The organism is Streptomyces sp. NBC_00435, assembly GCF_036014235.1.
In the GTDB taxonomy this organism is placed as follows: Bacteria; Actinomycetota; Actinomycetes; order Streptomycetales; family Streptomycetaceae; genus Streptomyces.
Genome location: NZ_CP107924.1, coordinates 3,343,951 through 3,362,980, shown reverse-complemented (window position 1 = coordinate 3,362,980; position 19,030 = coordinate 3,343,951). Strand labels below are relative to the sequence as shown.

Annotated in this window: 16 protein-coding genes, 1 tRNA gene and 1 riboswitch; of the genes, 11 read left to right on the top strand and 6 right to left on the bottom strand. The window is 70.4% G+C overall.

Annotated features, from left to right (window positions below):
- The first annotated feature begins 87 nt into the window (after positions 1 to 87).
- From OG389_RS15390 to OG389_RS15365, 6 genes are all read left to right on the top strand, one after another.
- A complete protein-coding gene (locus tag OG389_RS15390) occupies positions 88 to 1,161 on the top strand; it encodes a transglycosylase family protein (protein WP_328299051.1) in 1,074 nt (357 codons plus the stop codon).
- Between the two features lie 278 nt (positions 1,162 to 1,439).
- Positions 1,440 to 1,608: riboswitch (cyclic di-AMP (ydaO/yuaA leader) on the top strand.
- A gap of 2 nt (positions 1,609 to 1,610) precedes the next feature.
- Entirely contained in the window at positions 1,611 to 2,324 is a 714-nt protein-coding gene (locus OG389_RS15385; RefSeq protein ID WP_328299050.1) for a transglycosylase family protein, read from the top strand.
- Between the two features lie 321 nt (positions 2,325 to 2,645).
- Positions 2,646 to 3,932 carry a phosphopyruvate hydratase gene (gene eno / locus OG389_RS15380; RefSeq protein WP_328299049.1) on the top strand — a complete coding sequence of 429 codons (1,287 nt, stop codon included), beginning with the start codon at positions 2,646 to 2,648 and terminating at the stop codon, positions 3,930 to 3,932.
- Between the two features lie 100 nt (positions 3,933 to 4,032).
- The gene (locus tag OG389_RS15375) at positions 4,033 to 4,521 is read left to right on the top strand and encodes an FtsB family cell division protein (RefSeq protein WP_328299048.1); all 489 of its coding nucleotides are present in this window, start codon (positions 4,033 to 4,035) and stop codon (positions 4,519 to 4,521) included.
- Positions 4,522 to 4,583: 62 nt separating this feature from the next.
- A complete protein-coding gene (locus OG389_RS15370) occupies positions 4,584 to 5,183 on the top strand; it encodes a DUF501 domain-containing protein (RefSeq protein WP_328299047.1) in 600 nt (199 codons plus the stop codon).
- Complete coding sequence (locus tag OG389_RS15365; protein WP_328299046.1) at positions 5,180 to 6,121, top strand: Ppx/GppA phosphatase family protein; 942 nt, start codon at positions 5,180 to 5,182, stop codon at positions 6,119 to 6,121. The genes OG389_RS15370 and OG389_RS15365 overlap by 4 nt, the downstream gene beginning before the upstream one ends.
- Before the next feature lie 105 nt (positions 6,122 to 6,226).
- On the opposite strand, the gene OG389_RS15360 is transcribed toward OG389_RS15365, so the two are convergent.
- The gene (locus OG389_RS15360) at positions 6,227 to 7,318 is read right to left on the bottom strand and encodes a DNA polymerase III subunit beta family protein (RefSeq protein ID WP_328303806.1); all 1,092 of its coding nucleotides are present in this window, start codon (positions 7,316 to 7,318) and stop codon (positions 6,227 to 6,229) included.
- A 514-nt stretch (positions 7,319 to 7,832) separates the two neighbouring features.
- Here OG389_RS15360 and OG389_RS15355 point away from each other — a divergent pair.
- Positions 7,833 to 9,218, top strand: a complete 1,386-nt coding sequence (locus OG389_RS15355) for an NAD(P)/FAD-dependent oxidoreductase (RefSeq protein WP_328299045.1) — start codon at positions 7,833 to 7,835, stop codon at positions 9,216 to 9,218.
- 197 nt (positions 9,219 to 9,415) lie between these two features.
- Positions 9,416 to 10,729 carry a cyclopropane-fatty-acyl-phospholipid synthase family protein gene (locus OG389_RS15350; RefSeq protein ID WP_328299044.1) on the top strand — a complete coding sequence of 438 codons (1,314 nt, stop codon included), beginning with the start codon at positions 9,416 to 9,418 and terminating at the stop codon, positions 10,727 to 10,729.
- 115 nt (positions 10,730 to 10,844) lie between these two features.
- Here the strand turns inward: OG389_RS15350 and OG389_RS15345 are convergent, their stop codons facing one another.
- A complete protein-coding gene (locus OG389_RS15345) occupies positions 10,845 to 13,406 on the bottom strand; it encodes an ABC transporter permease (protein WP_328299043.1) in 2,562 nt (853 codons plus the stop codon).
- 63 nt (positions 13,407 to 13,469) lie between these two features.
- Positions 13,470 to 14,234: an ABC transporter ATP-binding protein gene (locus OG389_RS15340; RefSeq protein ID WP_328303804.1), complete on the bottom strand. Its 765-nt coding sequence runs from the start codon at positions 14,232 to 14,234 to the stop codon at positions 13,470 to 13,472.
- Positions 14,235 to 14,708: 474 nt separating this feature from the next.
- Between OG389_RS15340 and OG389_RS15335 the strand changes: the two genes are divergently transcribed.
- Positions 14,709 to 14,790, top strand: a tRNA-Leu gene (locus tag OG389_RS15335).
- A gap of 181 nt (positions 14,791 to 14,971) precedes the next feature.
- Positions 14,972 to 15,829, top strand: a complete 858-nt coding sequence (locus OG389_RS15330) for a Bax inhibitor-1/YccA family protein (protein WP_328299042.1) — start codon at positions 14,972 to 14,974, stop codon at positions 15,827 to 15,829.
- A gap of 104 nt (positions 15,830 to 15,933) precedes the next feature.
- Here the strand turns inward: OG389_RS15330 and OG389_RS15325 are convergent, their stop codons facing one another.
- Positions 15,934 to 16,164 carry a DUF4287 domain-containing protein gene (locus OG389_RS15325; RefSeq protein WP_328299041.1) on the bottom strand — a complete coding sequence of 77 codons (231 nt, stop codon included), beginning with the start codon at positions 16,162 to 16,164 and terminating at the stop codon, positions 15,934 to 15,936.
- A 101-nt stretch (positions 16,165 to 16,265) separates the two neighbouring features.
- On the opposite strand from OG389_RS15325, the gene OG389_RS15320 reads away from it, so the two are divergent.
- A complete protein-coding gene (locus OG389_RS15320; protein ID WP_328299040.1) occupies positions 16,266 to 16,658 on the top strand; it encodes a hypothetical protein in 393 nt (130 codons plus the stop codon).
- Here the strand turns inward: OG389_RS15320 and OG389_RS15315 are convergent.
- Positions 16,642 to 17,469: a hypothetical protein gene (locus tag OG389_RS15315; protein WP_328299039.1), complete on the bottom strand. Its 828-nt coding sequence runs from the start codon at positions 17,467 to 17,469 to the stop codon at positions 16,642 to 16,644. The two genes, OG389_RS15320 and OG389_RS15315, sit on opposite strands and share 17 nt — an antisense overlap.
- Before the next feature lie 314 nt (positions 17,470 to 17,783).
- Positions 17,784 to 19,004 (bottom strand): acetyl-CoA C-acetyltransferase, encoded by a 1,221-nt coding sequence (locus tag OG389_RS15310; RefSeq protein WP_328299038.1) that lies wholly within the window; start codon positions 19,002 to 19,004, stop codon positions 17,784 to 17,786.
- Between the last annotated feature and the right edge of the window lie 26 nt (positions 19,005 to 19,030).

The window sequence follows — 19,030 nt, the reverse complement described above, 5'->3', positions numbered from 1 at the left end:
CCGCTAGGTTCTGCCGTTACCCCGCCGTTATGCGAAAGGTGCAGCCTCATGCGTTCCGGGAACGGCCGCCACAGACGCCCCCGACAAGTGCCCGCACTTGTCGTCACCGCCGGAGTCGCCGGCTCCGCGCTGGCCCTGCCGCTGCTCGCCGCCACTGGCGCGAGCGCCGCGGAGACCTCCACATGGGACAAGGTCGCCGAGTGCGAGAGCGGCGGCACCTGGAGCGCCAACTTCGGCAGCGGCTCCTACGGTGGGCTGCAGTTCAGCCAGGAGCAGTGGAAGGGCGCCGGCGGGCTCGACTTCGCCGAGCGCGCCGACCTCGCCAGCCGCTCCCAGCAGATCGCCGTGGCCGAGCGGGTCCTGGCCTCCCAAGGGCCCCAGGCATGGCCGTTGTGCGGAGCGTCGGCGGGGCTGACGCAGCAGGCGCCCGCCGCCGAGGTGAACCCGGGCCTGCCCCGCGCCTCCGAGTCCGTCACCCCCACCCCGTCCCGCCCGGACGACTCCGTGCCCTACCTCGGTTCGGGTACGCCGTCCACGGACTTCGGGGCCCCGACGGCTCCCTCTCCCGCCCCCTCGCCGTCCTCCCTGCTGCCCGACTATCCGATCGGCCCGCCCAGCGGGCTGCCCGTCATGCCCCCGCCGGACCTCCCGACGGCTCCTCCGGGGCTCCCGGGTGACCCGACGGCTCCCACGAGCCCGGCGGACCCCACGGTTCCCACGGCGCCGTCCACGGACCCGGCCGTGCCCGTGGCCCCCGCAACCCCCGTGGATCCGTCGGTTCCGGTCGCTCCGTCAGATCCGGCGAATCCGACCAATCCGGCGAACCCGACTGTTCCGAGCACCCCGACGGAGCCCGGTCGGTCCACCGCCCCGGTCGCTCCGGCGACGCCCGGCGCCACCACTGGCCCGGCCGCCCCGGCGGCCGGTGCGACCGAGGGCGGCGGTAAGCACCGCGGCCCGGCCGCCGTTGAGGAGACGGCGCCGTCTGATGCCGCGTCGGACCCGCAGTACACCGTGAAGGCGGGCGACAGCCTGGCCGCCATCGCGGACGCCAACGGAGTGAAGGGCGGATGGAACGCGCTCTACGAGGCCAACGAGCAGGTCATCGGCGAGGACGCGGACCTGATCAAGCCCGGTCAGAACCTGGATCTAACGCACTAATAGCGGCACTTCAGGCGTCCAGAAGCAGCTGATTGTCCGTTTTCTGTAAGTGAGACATGTGTCTCTTCAGTTCAACTGGCGTGTCCGGTCCGGCGGGTTCCGCAAACCCCGCCCTCACCTGCGCAAACGTCCCTCCGGGGAGCGCAAGTAGGCACGTTTTCCCCCGATGGCGCTCGTTGAACATCGGGGGGAGACCTGTCTACCTTCTGAATCGCTCGCCACCGCGGGCTCCTTCGACCGCATCGCCGAATCCTGCCGGCGGACGGAGGGAACACTCGTCGCGTAAAGCGCCGAAGGCAGGAGCGGGGGAACCAAGGTAGGCGCCGGAACCGGCCGTTGAGAGACGGTCACGGAACCGGCTAGGGGTTAAGCCGAGCCAGTCGCTCGGCCGGGCACTCACTCGCCCGAACCCGACAGCTCACCTCGTAGGCGTCGGTGAGGAGAATTCCATGCTGCTTTCCGGCAAGGGCAAGCACCGTCGCGGCTCCAAGGCCGTCCGCATCGTCACGCTCGCCGGTGTCGCCGGTGTCGCCGTGGCGGCTCCGCTGATGGCCGTGGGTACCGCTTCCGCGGCGACCGCGTCCGAGTGGGACCGCGTCGCCTCCTGCGAGTCGGGCGGCAACTGGGCCATCAACACGGGCAACGGCTACTACGGCGGCCTGCAGTTCTCGTCCTCCACGTGGGCCGCGTACGGCGGCAAGTCGTATGCCGCGCAGGCCAACCAGGCCTCCAAGTCGCAGCAGATAGCGATCGCCGAGAAGGTCCTCAAGGGTCAGGGCAAGGGCGCCTGGCCGTCCTGCGGTGTCGGCCTGTCCAACTCCTCCTACAACGGCGGCGGCGCGGCGCAGACCCCCTCCAAGCCGAAGGCCGAGCCGAAGAAGCAGGAGAAGAAGGCCGAGCCGAAGAAGGAGACCAAGCGCTCCGAGGCCCCGACCACCCGCTCCGAGCGTCCGGCGGCGGCCCCGAAGACCGAGGCCGCGCCCAAGACCGAGGCCCCGAAGACCGGTAACGGCTCCTACGAGGTCAAGTCGGGCGACACGCTGGGCGCCATCGCCGAGGCGACCAACGTCTCCGGCGGCTGGGAGAAGCTCTTCGAGCTCAACAAGGACATCGTGTCGGACGCCGACCTGATCTTCCCGGGTCAGAAGCTGAAGGTCAGCTGACACCGCGCACTTCCGGAGACCCGCGGCAGCGGTCGTAGCGGTCTCCGCGACACGCAGTAATTCCACCGCCCGGCGCGCAACCCCCTGCGCGCCGGGCGGTGCTGCGTGTCCGCCTGTCCGTACGTCCGTACTGACGGAGCCTCCGCCAACGTCGATGATCAAGAGCCCTATGTCCTGTAAGAGGGGCATTCAGACCCTTTTTCGTCCCAGGACCCGGGCGGTCGGCTGGCCGAGTGCCCGGAGGCGGTTAGGCTCTAAGCGGCAAGGCCATCCCACGGCCTGACATGCCACCGCACACTCAGCGTCACATCCCAGAAGGAGATGCTCGTGCCGTCCATCGACGTCGTCGTAGCCCGGGAAATCCTGGACTCCCGAGGCAACCCCACGGTCGAGGTCGAGGTGGGCCTCGACGATGGCAGCACCGGCCGTGCTGCAGTTCCGTCCGGCGCCTCCACCGGAGCGTTCGAAGCCGTAGAGCTCCGTGACGGTGACCCCAACCGTTACATGGGCAAGGGTGTCGAGAAGGCCGTCCTCGCCGTCATCGAGCAGCTCGGCCCGGAGCTCGTCGGCTACGACGCCACCGAGCAGCGCCTGATCGACCAGGCGATGATCGACCTGGACGCCACCGAGAACAAGGGCTCCCTCGGCGCCAACGCCATCCTCGGCGTCTCCCTCGCCGTCGCGCACGCCGCGTCCGAGGCCTCCGACCTCCCGCTCTTCCGCTACCTCGGCGGTCCGAACGCGCACCTGCTGCCCGTTCCGATGATGAACATCCTGAACGGTGGGTCGCACGCCGACTCCAACGTGGACATTCAGGAGTTCATGATCGCCCCGATCGGCGCGGAGTCCTTCTCCGAGGCCCTTCGCTGGGGTGCCGAGGTCTACCACACCCTCAAGAAGGTCCTGCACACCAAGGGCCTCTCCACGGGTCTGGGCGACGAGGGCGGCTTCGCGCCGAACCTGGAGTCGAACCGCGCCGCGCTCGACCTCATCGTCGAGGCCGTCAAGCAGGCCGGCTACGTCCCGGGCAAGGACATCGCGCTCGCGCTCGACGTCGCCGCGTCCGAGTTCTACAAGGACGGCAAGTACGAGTTCGAGGGCCAGTCCCGCTCGGCCGCCGAGATGACCGAGTACTACGAGGAGCTCGTCTCCGCGTACCCGCTCGTCTCCATCGAGGACCCGCTGTACGAGGACGACTGGTCGGGCTGGAAGACCCTCACCGACAAGCTGGGCGCCAAGGTCCAGATCGTCGGCGACGACCTCTTCGTCACCAACCCGGAGCGTCTCGCCCGCGGCATCGAAGAGGGCTCGGCCAACGCCCTGCTCGTCAAGGTGAACCAGATCGGCTCGCTCACCGAGACCCTGGACGCCGTCGAGATGGCCCAGCGCAACGGCTTCAAGTGCATGATGTCGCACCGCTCCGGTGAGACCGAGGACGTCACCATCGCCGACCTCGCGGTCGCCGTGAACTGCGGCCAGATCAAGACCGGAGCCCCGGCCCGCTCGGACCGCGTCGCCAAGTACAACCAGCTGCTGCGCATCGAGGAGATCCTCGACGACGCCGCGGTGTACGCGGGCCGCAGCGCGTTCCCCCGCTTCAAGGGCTGAACGGTCCTTTAGGGGCGCAAGCCTCCCTACGTCCCCGCACTCGGTCCCGTACCGTGTGCGGGGACGTATTGCGTAGTGCGTATATAGGGGAGGCGGATCAATGGCCGGGAACCGGGACCGGTTCGCCACGTTCTCGACCGCGACGAGGCTCAAGCAGCTCGGCGAGCGGACCGCGGCGCACGTGTACCGCTCACAGTCCCGCCGCCAGGTCCGCCGCAGCAGGCTCACCGGCCGGGCCGCCCTGCTCGTCCTCGTCCTCTGTACCCTGGTCGTCGCCCTCGCGTATCCGATGCGCCAGTACGTGTCCCAGCGCTCGGAGATCGCGAACCAGCAGGAGACCGCCGCCACCGCGCGGGACCGGCTGGAACGGCTGCGCGACGAGAAGGCCCGCTGGCAGGACAACGCGTACGCGGAGCAGCAGGCGCGCAAGCACCTGCACTTCGTCCGGCCGGGGGAGATCAGCTACATCATGACCGACCCCGGGGCCCAGGGTCCCGACCACCGCCGCGGCGGACAGTCCGGTGCCGACCGGCCCTGGTACTCCAACGTCTGGGACGGCGTCGACAAGGCCGACCGCCCGGGCGACTGAGACGTACCCGACCCCGACTCCTCACGTACCCATCCACGAGAACGAAAAGACTTCCTCCAGGCATGCAGACGCCCCCGCCCCAGACCGACCGGACCGAGCCGACCGCCGCCGACATCGAGGCGTTCGAGCAGCAGCTCGGCCGCCCGCCGCGCGGGCTGCGCGCCATCGCGCACCGCTGCCCCTGCGGGCAGCCGGACGTGGTGGAGACCGCCCCGCGGCTCCCGGACGGCACGCCCTTCCCGACGCTGTACTACCTGACCTGCCCGCGCGCCGCCGGTGCGATCGGCACGCTGGAGGCCAACGGCGTGATGAAGGAGATGCAGGCCCGGCTCGCCGTGGACCCGGAGCTGGCCGACGCCTACCGGGCCGCGCACGAGGACTACATCACCCGGCGCGACGCGATCGAGGTGCTCCAGGGCTTCCCGAGCGCCGGCGGCATGCCGGACCGGGTCAAGTGCCTGCACGTGCTGGTCGGCCACTCGCTGGCCGCGGGCCCGGGCGTGAACCCGTTCGGTGACGAGGCCCTGGCGATGCTGCCCGAGTGGTGGGCCAAGGGTGCCTGCGTCACCCCGTGCGGGGAGAAGAAGGAAGAGAAGAAGGAAGAGAAGAAGGAAGAGAAGAAGGACGAGAAGTCGGACGCGCGGACGGAGTCGGGCGCGTGACCCGGGTCGCGGGCATCGACTGCGGTACGAACTCCATCCGGCTCCTCGTCGCGGACTGCGACCCGCTGACCGGTGAGCTGGTCGAGCTGGACCGGCGGATGACCGTCGTGCGCCTCGGCCAGGGCGTGGACAAGACGGGCCGGCTGGCCCCCGAGGCGCTGCAGCGCACCTTCGCGGCCTGCCGCGAGTACGCCGCGGTCATCAAGGAGCTGGGCGCCGAGCGGGTGCGCTTCGTCGCGACCTCGGCCTCCCGGGACGCCGAGAACCGGGACGAGTTCGTCCGGGGCGTGCTGGACATCCTGGGCGTCGAGCCCGAGGTGATCTCCGGCGACCAGGAGGCGGAGTTCTCCTTCACCGGCGCCACCAAGGAACTGACCGGTACCGACCACCTGGAGAAGCCCTTCCTGGTGGTGGACATCGGAGGCGGCTCCACGGAGTTCGTGGTCGGCGCCGAGCACGTCCGGGCGGCCCGTTCCGTCGACGTGGGCTGCGTCCGGATGACCGAGCGTCACCTGCTGGTGGACGGGGTCGTCACCGACCCGCCGACCGGCGAGCAGGTGGCCGCCATGCGGGCCGACATCGAGGCGGCGCTGGACCTGGCCGCCGGGAGTGTCCCGCTGGGCGAGGCCCGCACCCTGGTCGGGCTGGCCGGTTCGGTGACCACGGTCGCCGCGATCGCGCTGGGCCTGACCCGGTACGAGTCGGCGGCCATCCACCACTCCCGGATCTCCTACGAGGAGGTCCGCGAGATCAGCGAGCGGATGCTGACGCTGACGCACGCCGAGCGTGCGGCGATCCCCGTGATGCACCCGGGACGGGTCGACGTGATCGGCGCGGGCGCCCTGGTCCTGCTGGCGGTCATGGAGCGGGTCGGCGCCTCGGAGGTCGTGGTCTCGGAGCACGACATCCTCGACGGCATCGCCTGGTCCGTCGCCTGACGGACGGCGTGAACGCGTGACGGTGCCCCCGGCGGATCCGCCGGGGGCACCGTCACGTCCGGACGGGGGCACCGTCACGTACACCGAAGATCCGGAAGCGACCGGCTAGGCGTCCAGCCGCACCGGCATCAGGAGCGAGAAGGCGTCCTCGTCGCCGGGCCGGCGGACCGCCAGCGGGGCGGTGGGGGCGCCGAGTTCCAGGACCAGCCGGTCCCGGGCTCCGGCGGCGAGGGCGTGCAGGAGGAACTCACGGTTGACGGCGACGTTGCCCGGGTCGTCGTCACCGTCCTCGCAGACGGCCACCGCGCCATCGTCCGTCACCTTCAGCACGCTGAGATCACAGAGCGCACCGTCCTGGCCGCGCTCGGCCGGCCGGACGGGGCCGGTTTGCACGGCGCTGCGGAAGGCCGGCACGTCGACGAGGACGCGACGGCCCGCGGGCAGCCGGACCAGGCGGCGGTAGTCGGGGAACTCGTGGTCCAGGCGCTGGCCGGCCGCCTGCCGGTCCCCGGCCTCCAGCCGCACCCGGTCACCGTCCAGGGCGAGCAGGACGGGCGCCTCCTCGGTCAGCAACGCCCGCATCGCGTCGGCGAGCGGGGCGGGCACGACGGCCCGCGCCCGGGGACCCCCGGGCCCGGTGGTGCCGGCCCGTGCGACGGCCAGCCGGTACCGGTCGGTGGCCACGACGCGCAGCGCCCCGTCCTCGGCGTCGAACAGGACACCGCCGAGCACCGGCAGCTCGGGGTCGGTGCTGACGGCGAACCGGACCGAGTCCAGCGCGGCGGCCAGCTCGGGCGCGGAAACGGTGAACCGGGCGGTGGCGGTGGTGCTGGCGGTGCTCGGCACGGACATGCGGTTCTCCCTGCGGTCAAGTAGCGCTCGGACGGTGGAGAACTCGCTGCGGGCATCGGACAGCCCCAGTTCGAGCCGGAGCAGGTGTGCCTGGAGCAGGCTCCGGACCAGGTCGGTGTCCGCGCCGGACCAGCCGGCCAGGACCAGCCGGATGTCCGCCAGCGGCATCCCGGCCCGGCGCAGCCTGGCCAGCAGCCGGGACTCCTCGAGCTGCCCGGGGCCGTACCAGCGGTAGCCGCTCACCGGGTCCACCCACGCCGGGACCAGCACCCCGGCGCCGTCGTAGAACCGCAGCGTGCTGACGCTCAGCCCGCTGTCCCGGGCCATCTCACCGATGCCGCGCATCTCGTTCTCGTTCTCCACACCCGGAACTCTGGGCCCTCCACCATGTCGAGGGTCAACCGAGGCTTGCGGGGGTGTCCCGGCGGTGTCACCGGAAGGGTCCCGGCGGTGTCCCGGAGGCTCCCGGGGGGCCGTTCGGGGGCTCTTCGGGGGCACTAGGTCCCGCCTTCCACATGAACTTCGTGAAGTTCTTCACAAGGAAAAGATGCCTGTGAAGGCGTCAGAGGAGCCATTTGGGCAAGTCCAGAGGTCCCTGGACCTTGTTTTCGCGACCGCTTGTGCGAATGGCGGACGCCGGAAGGGTCTGGCGGTAGGTATCCACGAACCCGGTGGTCTACTCCGCTTACGGGCCTGGAGGCCAGTTCAGGACTGGTGTTCAACGACTCCCGTTACACCCTGGTTCCCACTTCACGCCATGACCTCGATCACGTGGGCGGCGGAGTGTAGCAGAGGGTACAGAGGCCCTTGTGAAGGGGCTCACGAGCGTCACCCCTTGGGGTGCTGGATACTTTTCCTCATGAGCACCACGGAGCGTCCCAGGATCCTCGTTGTAGGAGGTGGGTACGTAGGCCTGTACGCGGCCAAGCGCATCATGAAGAAGATGCGTTACGGCGAGGCGACCGTCACGGTCGTCGACCCGCGCTCGTACATGACCTACCAGCCCTTCCTCCCCGAAGTGGCCGCAGGCAGCATCTCGCCTCGGCACGTCGTCGTACCGCTGCGACGCGTGCTGCCCAAGGCAGAGGTTCTCACCGGCCGGGTCACCAGCATCGACCAGGACCGCAAGGTCGCCGTCGTCACGCCGCTGGTCGGCGAGGCGTACGAGCTGCCCTTCGACTACCTGGTGATCGCGCTCGGCGCCGTCTCCCGCACCTTCCCGATCCCCGGCCTCGCCGAACAGGGCATCGGTATGAAGGGCGTCGAAGAGGGCATCGGCCTGCGCAACCACGTCCTCGAGCAGCTCGACAAGGCCGAGTCCACGACGGACGAGGACGTCCGCCGCAAGGCCCTCACCTTCGTCTTCGTCGGCGGCGGTTTCGCCGGCGCGGAGACCATAGGCGAGGTCGAGGACATGGCCCGCGACGCCGCGAAGTACTACACCAGCATCAAGCGCGAGGACATGCGCTTCATCCTGGTCGACGCGGCCGACAAGATCCTTCCCGAGGTCGGGCCCAAGCTCGGCACCTGGGGCAAGGAGCACCTCGAGTCGCGCGGCATCGAGATCTACCTCAACACCTCCATGGACTCCTGCGTGGACGGCCACGTGGTGCTGAAGAACGGCCTCGAGGTCGACTCCAACACCCTCGTGTGGACCGCCGGCGTCAAGCCCAACCCGGTGCTGGCCCGCTACGGCCTGCCGCTGGGTCCCCGCGGCCACGTGGACGCCGAGCCGACCCTCCAGGTCAAGGGCACGGACTACATCTGGACCGCCGGCGACAACGCCCAGGTGCCCGACCTCGCCGCCCGCAAGGCCGGCGTGGAGAACGCCTGGTGCCCGCCGAACGCCCAGCACGCGCTGCGCCAGGCCAAGGTCCTCGGCGACAACGTCATCTCGGGCATGCGGGGCTTCCCGCAGGCCGACTACTCGCACTCCAACAAGGGTGCGGTGGCGGGCCTCGGCCTCCACAAGGGCGTCGCGATGATCGTCATGGGCAAGATGAAGATCAAGCTCAAGGGCCGGCTCGCCTGGTACATGCACCGTGGCTACCACGGCATGGCCATGCCGACCTGGAACCGCAAGATCCGTGTCTTCGCCGACTGGACCCTCGCGATGTTCCTCAAGCGCGAGGTCGTCTCCCTCGGTGCACTGGAGACCCCCCGCGAGGAGTTCTACGAGGCCGCCAAGCCGGCGCCGGCTCCGGCCGCCGTCACGGCCCCGGCCGAGAAGGCCAAGGCCTCCTGACCCGGTCCGGCCTCCGGGCCGGAGCGGCGTGAACCCGTACGACCCAGCGTGACCCCGAAGGGGCCGCCCGCCATCCGTGGTGCGGGCGGCCCCTTCGGGGTTACCGGTCGCCACCGCACGTCGAACAGAAAGAGCAGGCATATCCAGGGCCGGAACGGGGTATGCCGTCCGGTCGGAACTTTCTGGAGGTGCCTACGATGAACGACGCCGCGCCGCGGCTGGCCGCTTTAGCCGAAACCCTGCTGGGCGCCCCCCTTCCCGTCCGCATACGGGCCTGGGACGGCAGCGAGGCCGGTCCCCTGGGCGGTCCCACGCTGGTCCTCAACCACCGGCGCGCCCTGCGCCGGATCCTGTGGAAGCCGGGCGAGCTGGGCCTGGCCCGCGCCTGGGTGGCCGGGGACCTGACCGTCGAGGGAGACCTCTTCGACCTGCTGGACCGGGTCGGCGGGCTGCTCTGGGAGCGCGATCCCGCCGCCCCCGGGCAGGACGCCGGCAGCCGCGGGCCCGCCGCCCTGCTGCGCGATCCGGCGGCCCGCGCCGCCGTGCGCTCCCTCGTGGGCCTGGCCCGGCCGTGGCCGGCGCCCGCGCCGCCGCCCGAGGAGGCGCTCCGCCGCGGCGGAGCCCGGCACACCAAGGGCAGCGACCGGCAGGCCATCAGCCACCACTACGACGTGGGCAACGCGTTCTACGAGCGGGTCCTCGGCCCGTCCATGGTGTACTCCTGTGCCTACTGGAGCCCCGGTGGGAGCCTGGAGGACGCCCAGCGCGACAAGCTGGACCTGGTCTGCCGAAAGCTGGCCCTGCGCCCCGGGGACCGGCTGCTGGACGTCGGCTGCGGCTGGGGCTCCATGGCCCTGCACGCGGCCCGGGAGTACGGCGTCCGGGTCACCGGCATCACGCTCTCGCGCGAGCAGGCCGCCTACGCCCGCAAGCGGGTCGCGGAGGAGGGCCTGGCCGACCTGGTGGAGATCCGGGTCCAGGACTACCGGGACGTCAAGGACGGTCCGTACGACGCCATTTCCTCCATCGGGATGGCCGAACACGTCGGCGCCGAGCGCTACCGCACGTACGCCCAGAGCCTGTACGGCCTGCTGCGCCCGGGCGGGAGGCTGCTGAACCACCAGATCGCGCGGCGCCCCGAGCCGGACGAGGAGGCGTACCGGATCGACGAGTTCATAGACGCCTACGTCTTCCCCGACGGGGAGCTGTCCCCGGTCGGCACCACCGTCGGCGAGCTGGAACGGGCCGGCTTCGAGGTCCGCGACGTGGAGGCGCTGCGCGAGCACTACGCCCTCACCCTGCGGGCCTGGGTGGCCCGGCTGGAGGAGCACTGGGAGGAGGCGGTACGGCTGACCTCGCCCGGGCGGGCCCGGGTCTGGCAGCTGTACATGGCCGCCTCGGCCCTCGGCTTCGAGCACAACCGGCTCGGGGTCAACCAGGTGCTCGCGGTGCGCACCGGGCCCCGGTCGGGCTCCGGGATGCCGCTGCGCGCCCGGGAGTGGCCGGCGTAGCCGTCGGCACCGGGACCGGGACCGGCAACGGGAACGGCGAAGGGCCCCGCGACGGGAGAGGTCGCGGGGCCCTTGGCCTTCGTGGAGGTGGCGGTGGCGCGGTGGCGCCGTCCGGCTACTCCGTCTTGATCGCGGTCAGCATGTTCAGCCGGGCCGCGCTGCGGGCGGGCCACATGGCGGCGAGGGCGCCGACGATGCCGGCCAGCAGCATGAAGATCGCGATCCGGTCGAAGGGGATGACCAGGGCGTAGTGCGGGATCGAGGCCTTGATGGTCTCGCCGACGGCCCAGGCGATGAAGGTGCCGAGGGCGACACCGATGACCGCGCCGAAGAGCGAGATCACGATGGCTTCCAGGCGGATCATGTTCTTGACCTTGCCGCGGTCCAGGCCGATCGCCCGCAGCATGCCGATCTCCTGGGTCCGCTCGTACACGGACATCGCCAGGGTGTTGACGACGCCGAGGACCGAGATGATCAGGGCCATGCCGAGCAGGCCGTACATGATGTTCAGGGCAGTGTTGATCATGCCGCCCATCTGGTTGCGGATGTCCTGCTGGGTGGCGAAGGTGATCGCCGGGTTCTTGCCGAGGGCGTCGACCAGGGACTTCTCGGCCTTGTCGGAGGCGCCGGCGTCCATCTTGACGTAGACCTCGGGCAGGAACGGCTTCTCACCGTCCACGATGTGCTTGCCCAGGACGTTGTAGTCGATCACGTAGGGGGAGAGCATGCCCTCCATTTCCTTGTAGATCGCGCCGACCTTCAGGTCCGCCTTCTGGTTGTCCTCGAAGGTGGTCTTCAGGGTGGAGCCGACCGACAGGCCGCCCTCCGTCGCGGTCTTCTCGGCGACGGCCACCTCGCCCTTGGCGAGGCTGTCCAGCCGGCCGCTGACCACGTCGAAGTTGAGGAGCTGGCCGATGGTGGCCGGGTCGACGCCGGAGACGGAGCGGTACTGCTTGCCGTCGCCGATCCGGAAGTTGCCGGCCTGCTGCGGGGAGACCGCCTTGACGCCCGGGGCCTTCGCCAGGGCCGGGAGCACGGAGGGGTCCAGGCTGCCGAAGGTGTCGCCCATGGAGACCTTGTAGTCGGCCCTGAGGTTGTCCGTCGTCATCCGGTCGATGGCCTTGCCCATCGTGATGCCGAGCACGGACAGGGCGGTGACCAGGGTCAGACCGATGGCCAGCGAGGCGGCGGTGACGGCGGTGCGGCGCGGGCTGCGGACCGCGTTCTGCGCGGCCAGCTTGCCGGCGACGCCGAACACCTTCTCCAGGAGCGGGCGGACGGCCGAGATGACCGGTCGGGAGAGGGCGGGCAGCAAGATGATGATGCCGATCATCGTGAGGAAGGCGCCGACCCCGATGATGACCTTGCCCTCCTTGCCGGTCAGTGCGCCGGCCAGGACGCCGAGCAGGCCGAGCAGGGTGATCGCCCCGCCGAGGCTGTTGCGCAGCACCAGGGACTTCGCGGTGGCCGGCAGGTGGGCACTGCCCATGGCGGCGACCGGGGCGATCTTGGCGGTGCGGCGGGCGGGCAGCCACGCGGCGAGCATCGTGACGAGGACGCCGATGCCGATCGCGGCGGCGACGGTGAGCGGGGCGACGACCACCGGACCGGCCGGGATCTTGGCGTCGAAGGCATCCATCGCGGAGCGCATGGCGACGGCGAGGCCGACACCGGCGAGCAGGCCGATCGCGGAGGAGACCACGCCGACGACCAGGGCCTCGGCGAGCACCGAACGCTTGACCTGGCCGCGGTTGGCGCCGACGGCGCGGAGCAGGGCCAGCTCCTTGGTGCGCTGGGCGATCAGCATGGTGAAGGTGTTGTAGATCAGGAAGACGCCGACGAAGAGCGAGATCAGCGCGAACGTCAGCAGCATCTGGTTGACGTTCTGCATGCCGTTGCTGATGTTCTTGGCCTGCTCGGCGGCGAGCTGCGCACCGGTCTGGGCGGTGGCGTGCTTGCCGACGATCGGCTTGATCTCGGAGAGCAGCTGGTCGGCACTGGTGCCTGCCTTCGCGCTGACCGAGAGCTCGTCGTAGTAGCCGGGCTGCAGGTAGAGCCGCTGGGCGGTCGGGGTGTCGAACAGGACGAGCGAGCCGCCCGCGTTGACCGCGCCGTCCTCGGTGGTGAAGATCCCGGCCAGGGCGTACTCCTTGGCCGGTCCGTTGTCGGCCACCCGGACCTTGTCGCCGACCTGGTACTTGCCGCGCTTGGCCGTCTCCTGGTCGAGGGCGATCTGGCCACCGTTGGCCGGGCCGGTTCCGTCGACGAAGTCGTAGCGGGGGTCCTTGCCGTCCTTGAGCGGGACGAAGTTGGCTCCGGTGTTGGACCAGCCGGTGCCGATCAGCTTGCCGTCCTGGTCGCCCACGGCGGCGAAGCCGTGCACGCGGCCGGAGGCGCTGTCCACGCCGCCGAGCGCCCTGACCTTGTCGAGGGAATGCTGGCTGATGCCCGGCTCGCCCTCCCTGACGCCCTCTTCGTTGCGCGAGGGGCCGTAGGAGGTGACGGAGACGGCCACGCCGTCGAAGCTCTTGGCGGACTGGTTCGACATCGCCTTGCCGACGGTGTCGGTGAAGACGAGGGTGCCGGAGACGAAGGCGACGCCGAGGACGACGGCGAGCACCGTCATCAGCAGTCTGGCCTTGTGCGCGAGCACGTTGCGCAGGGCGGTACGGAACATGGTGGAGGAGTCCAGGTGTCAGGGGTCAGCGTGGACGGACGTCGGCGAGGGGGCGGGCGTCCCTCAGCTGGTGCGGCCCTTGGCGTCGAAGGCCTTCATGCGGTCGAGCACGCCGTCCGCGGTGGGCTGGAGCATCTCGTCGACGATGCGGCCGTCGGCGAGGAAGATGACGCGGTCCGCGTAGGAGGCGGCGACCGGGTCGTGAGTGACCATGACGACGGTCTGGCCGAGCTCGCGCACGGAGTTGCGCAGGAATCCGAGGACCTCGGCGCCGGAGCGGGAGTCGAGGTTGCCGGTGGGCTCGTCGCCGAAGATGATCTCGGGGCGGGAGGCCAGGGCGCGGGCGACGGCCACGCGCTGCTGCTGGCCGCCGGAGAGCTGGGTGGGGCGGTGGGAGAGGCGCTCGGAGAGGCCGACCATGGAGATGACCGAGTCCAGCCACTGCTTGTCGGGCTTGCGGCCGGCGATGTCCATGGGGAGCGTGATGTTCTCCAGGGCGGTCAGGGTCGGCAGCAGGTTGAACGCCTGGAAGATGAAGCCGATCTTGTCCCGGCGCAGCTGCGTGAGCTGCTTGTCCTTCAGGGTGGAGAGCTCGGTGTCGCCGATGCGGACGGATCCGGTGGAGAAGGTGTCCAGGCCCGCGACGCAGTGCATCAGCGTGGACTTGCCGGAGCCCGAGGGGCCCATGATCGCGGTGAACTGGCCCTGGGCGAAGTCCACGGTGACGTTGTCCAGGGCGACCACCTGGGTCTCGCCCTGGCCGTACACCTTGGAGAGGCCGGTGGCGCGCGCGGCGACGGCCTGGGCGGTGTGCGGGGCGTAGTTCATGGTGGTCACGGGACGGCTCCTTGGGCTGCGGACCGGGCTCACGGTCCGCGATCGGCGGGACGTTCCCATCGTCGCCGCGCCACCCCCGCCGCGGATCAGCCGTGGTGCCCGTTCTCCGGCCCACTGGAGTCTGACCGGGGAGGCGTCCGCCTCCTCCTTTGGTATGACGGCCGCCACGGCGGAGGTGGGGGCCGGCTTCCTGAGGGGGTCCCGGGGAGGTCCTGAGGGGGTTCCGGGGGGATCCGGGCTCAGGGGGGTGGCGAACGGGGTGGCGCGGGCCATCGAAATCCCGTCAATCCCGTGGCGGCCATGATCGACGCCTGGAGCGGGCCGACCGTGCCTTCTCCACCCTGACTGCCCATCAATCACCAATAAAATCAGACAACATCGGCGAGACGCCCAGGTCGGGGCGTAAGCGTTCCGGATAGGCTCGCCGCAGCGTTCATGGCTTTTCCTACGGGGCCGCTACGCCCTGCCCGGATGGTGGAATGCAGACACGGCGAGCTTAAACCTCGCTGACCCTCGGGTCGTGCCGGTTCAAGTCCGGCTTCGGGCACGATGACGTTCCGTTTCAGGCCGGAACACGTGAGGGGCGGGGGCGCCACCGGTTCCCCCGCCCTCCCCCGGGAGCGCGCACGTACCACTGGGAAAGATCCTCCTTCAGCAGTAGGGCGATTTCTTTGCGTCCGCATTACTCTTGACTCCTAGGCCGCGCACGGTGGCCATGGAGGAGTGAGATGAGGAGCAGCAACCCGGTCTTCTCGCGACGGGGGTTCAGCCGCGACAACGGTGCTTATGCGGGCTTCGGCACGCAGCAGCCCCAGGCCCAGGCCGGGACCGCCACCAACCCGTACGCGACCAACCCCTACGCGACCGACCCGGCCACGGGTATGCCGCAGGCGCCGGTCCGCGGCAATGCGATGACCATCGACGACGTCGTGAGCCGTACGGCTCTGACGCTCGGCACGGTCATCGTGACGGCGGCCGCCTCCTGGATCGCGCTTCCCGTCGACCAGGCCAACATCAAGACCTCGTACGGCATCGCCATCGTGGCCGGGCTCATCGCCTTCGTCTTCGCGATGGTCCAGTCGTTCAAGCGCAAGCCGGTCCCGGCGCTGATCCTGGCCTACGCGGCGTTCGAGGGTGTCTTCCTCGGCGTCCTCAGCTCGATCTTCAGCACCTACACCGGCCCGGGCACGGTGGTCCAGGCCGTGATGGGCACGATGTGCGTCTTCGCCGGCGTGCTGATCGCCTACCGGATGCGCTGGATCAACGTGAACCGGCGCTTCGTCGGCTTCGCGACGGCGGCCGGCATCGGCTTCATGCTCCTGATGGCCGTCAACCTGCTGTTCTCCGTCTTCGCGGGCGGCGACGGCCTCGGCTTCCGCAGCGGCGGTCTCGGCATCCTCTTCGGCGTCATCGGCATCATCATCGGTGCCGCCTTCCTCGCCATCGAGTTCAAGACGGTCGAGGAGGGCGTGACCTACGGCGCCCCGCGCGAGGAGTCGTGGCTGGCGGCCTTCGGCCTCACCGTGACCCTGGTGTGGATCTACATGGAGATGCTGCGCCTGATCTCCATCCTCAAGGGTGACTAGTACCCCGTACCCCTTGAGCAGTTGAGCAGAGGAAGGCCCCGCGAGCAGGTGCTCGCGGGGCCTTCCCGCGTGTCGGACCCGGCCGGACTGCCCGGGCGGACTGCTCAGCCGAACTTGCGGGCGGCGCGGCGCAGGTCGTACTCGTGGATGATCGCCTTGGCCTGGCCGTACGACAGCTCGTGCGCGCCGAGGAGCCAGCTGACCTTCTCCTCGAACCGGACCAGGGAGGGACCTTCGTCCACGGCCCGGAGCCAGTCGGACACTTCACGACCGGTGGCCCCGGGGATTCTGTCGATCATGTTGCGGTGTGTCTGCTCGGAGAACTCTACGGACATGGGCGCCTCCGGAGGTATCGCCGTGCTGCTCTCTTCACGCCACCGTGCCGGAGAGTTCGCCCGTTGGCAATGGCGCCGGGGCGGCGCGTAAGGTCGGCCGGGTGCTCGATACCTCACCCCTGACCGCCGCCGTGGAACGCTTCGCCGACCGGCTGCGGGCCGCACCGCAGAGCCGGCTCCAGCAGGGCGCCGCGGAGGTGGCGCTGGACCTGGCCCGGGAGCTCTCCGTACGGGCCCAGCGGCTGGAGGCGGCCGCCGCGGGCGCCGGGGACGGCGCGGGGGCGGCTCCGGCGCGGCGGATGCCGGACGCCGGGATCTTCGTCGTCGGAGACCAGGTCGCCGTGGCCGGACAGGACCTCGCCGAGGCGCTCCACGCCGCGTGGACCGAGGCCGGTGCGGCAGCGACCCCCGCGAACGTGACGACGGCCCCGTCCGAGGTTCTGGACGAGGCCGTTCGGCTGGTGGAGCAGGCGGAAGTCAGAGCGATGCGATGACGCGGTCCGCGAGGATGTAGACGTTGCTGTCCGGGTCCTCGGAGTCGCCGCAGGAGAAGGTCAGGGCGTAGGCGCCGGAGATGCCCGAACCGCCCAGCAGGACCGGCGCGCGGCCCGAACGCAGGGCCTCGGCGAGGCGCTCGGCGGTCTCCCGGTGGCCGGGGGTCATGCAGAGCGTCGTGCCGTCCGTGAAGACGTACACGTCCAGGGTGCCCAGCGGGCCGGGGCGGACGTCCGCGAGGGCCGTACGGGCGTGCGCGAGCTCCTCCAGGCGGCTGACCGTGCGCTCGTGGTCGGCGCCGGGGTGCGAGGCCTGGACCGGTACGAAGTCGGGGTGCGAGGGGTGGCGCCGGCGGGCGGCGGCCAGCTCGGCCGAGTCCTCGGGATAGACGGGGTACTCGACGGCCCCGACGACCCCGTCGGCCTCCTCGCCCAGGAGCGGCTCCAGGCCGACCATGTCCACCTGCCGGGGCAGGAAGACCGGGCTCTCCTCGCCGAGGCCGGACAGGCCGCCCAGCAGCGAGGGGGCGTCGGCGGCGTCACGGGCCTCCTGGGCGGCCCAGAAGGCACGCGCCTCGGCGAGCTCGCGCTCACGCTCCTCGGCCAGGGCCTCGGCGACGGCGGCTCGTATCTCCGCGGCGGGGGACTCCACGGCGCTGCGGGCGTGCGGGACGGTGGCACCGCGGGGGTGCACCACCGTCAGCTCACGGCGCAGGGCCGTGACCTGCTTGCGCAGGCCGTGCACGGCATGCAGCGCAGCAGCGCCCACGGCCGTGGCAGCGGCCGTGGTCAGCAGTAGGGCAAGAGGCATGGCGCTCACTGACACTCCTGATTGATTCGATCCCCCGACTTCCTACATCAGCTTGTCCTGACCTGGGAATGGCTTGCAGTGCATTACGTCACGAATTGGACAGGTCTTTCGTCCTGGAGGACGCCTTCAATCGGGGTCTGACCTGCGGAAACAATGATCCCCCAGGACGTATGTCACATCCTGGGGGACATTTGGTCACAGAATGGCTGCGACAGGATTAGATTCGACGTCAGTACGCCACAAGGGATCAAGCCGGATCCCTTACGGCACCTGGCATCGGTCCTTGATCCCGACGACCCGGGGGCCGACCCGGCTCAGCTCAGGCGCTCGATCACCATGGCCATGCCCTGACCGCCGCCGACGCACATGGTCTCGAGACCGAACTGCTTGTCGTGGAACTGCAGGCTGTTGATCAGCGTGCCGGTGATGCGCGCGCCGGTCATCCCGAAGGGGTGACCGATGGCGATGGCCCCGCCGTTGACGTTCAGCTTCTCCAGCGGGATCTCCAGATCCCGGTAGGAGGGGATCACCTGGGCCGCGAAGGCCTCGTTGATCTCGAACAGGTCGATGTCGTCGACGGTCAGGCCCGCGCGCTTCAGCGCCTGCCTGGAGGCCTCGACCGGGCCCAGACCCATGATCTCGGGGGAGAGGCCGGTGACGCCCGTGGAGACGATCCTGGCCAGCGGGGTCAGGCCGAGCTCGCGCGCCTTGGTGTCGCTCATGACGACCAGCGCCGCGGCGCCGTCGTTCAGCGGACAGCAGTTGCCGGCCGTGATCAGGCCGTCGGGGCGGAAGACGGGCTTGAGGCCCTGGACGGCCTCCAGGGTGACCCCGGCGCGCGGGCCGTCGTCCTGGGAGACGACGGTGCCGTCCGGGGTGGTGACCGGGGTGATCTCGCGGGCCCAGAAGCCGTTCTTGATGGCTTCCTCGGCCAGGTTCTGCGAGCGCACGCCGAACTCGTCCATGTCGGCGCGGGTGACGCCCTTGAGGCGGGCCAGGTTCTCGGCGGTCTGCCCCATCGCGATGTACGCGTCGGGGGTCCGGCCGTCCTCGCGCGGGTCGTGCCAGGAGGAGCCGGTGGACTCGGCGACCTCCTTGGTGCGGGCCTCGGAGTCGGCGAAGAGCGGGTTGTGGGTGCCCGGGATCCCGTCGGAGGAGCCGTTGACGGTCCGGGACACCATCTCCACGCCCGCGGAGATGAAGACGTCTCCCTCGCCGGCCTTGATGGCGTGCAGGGCCATCCGGGAGGTCTGCAGCGAGGAGGCGCAGTAGCGGGTGATCGTGGTGGCGGGCAGGTGGTCCATGCCCATCTGCACGGCGACGATCCGGCCGAGGTTGTGGCCCTGCTCGCCGCCCGGGAGGCCGCAGCCCAGCATCAGGTCGTCGATCTCGCGGGGGTCCAGCCCGGGGACCTTGGCGAGCGCGGCCTGGATGACCGTGGCGGTCAGGTCGTCCGGGCGGACGTCCTTGAGGGATCCCTTGAAGGCGCGCCCGATCGGCGAACGGGCGGTGGAAACGATGACGGCTTCGGGCATCGGGGCTCCAAGGGAGGTGGTGTCGT

Bases quoted from the DNA above. Each gene is read 5' to 3' on its own strand.
- OG389_RS15385 (WP_328299050.1), top strand. From the start codon at position 1,611: ATGCTGCTTTCCGGCAAGGGCAAGCACCGTCGCGGCTCCAAGGCCGTC.
- OG389_RS15340 (WP_328303804.1), bottom strand. From the start codon at position 14,234: ATGAACTACGCCCCGCACACCGCCCAGGCCGTCGCCGCGCGCGCCACC.
- OG389_RS15345 (WP_328299043.1), bottom strand. From the start codon at position 13,406: ATGTTCCGTACCGCCCTGCGCAACGTGCTCGCGCACAAGGCCAGACTG.
- OG389_RS15330 (WP_328299042.1), top strand. From the start codon at position 14,972: ATGAGGAGCAGCAACCCGGTCTTCTCGCGACGGGGGTTCAGCCGCGAC.
- OG389_RS15315 (WP_328299039.1), bottom strand. From the start codon at position 17,469: ATGCCTCTTGCCCTACTGCTGACCACGGCCGCTGCCACGGCCGTGGGC.
- OG389_RS15325 (WP_328299041.1), bottom strand. From the start codon at position 16,164: ATGTCCGTAGAGTTCTCCGAGCAGACACACCGCAACATGATCGACAGA.
- OG389_RS15375 (WP_328299048.1), top strand. From the start codon at position 4,033: ATGGCCGGGAACCGGGACCGGTTCGCCACGTTCTCGACCGCGACGAGG.
- eno (WP_328299049.1), top strand. From the start codon at position 2,646: ATGCTCGTGCCGTCCATCGACGTCGTCGTAGCCCGGGAAATCCTGGAC.
- OG389_RS15370 (WP_328299047.1), top strand. From the start codon at position 4,584: ATGCAGACGCCCCCGCCCCAGACCGACCGGACCGAGCCGACCGCCGCC.
- OG389_RS15350 (WP_328299044.1), top strand. From the start codon at position 9,416: ATGAACGACGCCGCGCCGCGGCTGGCCGCTTTAGCCGAAACCCTGCTG.
- OG389_RS15360 (WP_328303806.1), bottom strand. From the start codon at position 7,318: ATGCGCGGCATCGGTGAGATGGCCCGGGACAGCGGGCTGAGCGTCAGC.
- OG389_RS15310 (WP_328299038.1), bottom strand. From the start codon at position 19,004: ATGCCCGAAGCCGTCATCGTTTCCACCGCCCGTTCGCCGATCGGGCGC.
- OG389_RS15355 (WP_328299045.1), top strand. From the start codon at position 7,833: ATGAGCACCACGGAGCGTCCCAGGATCCTCGTTGTAGGAGGTGGGTAC.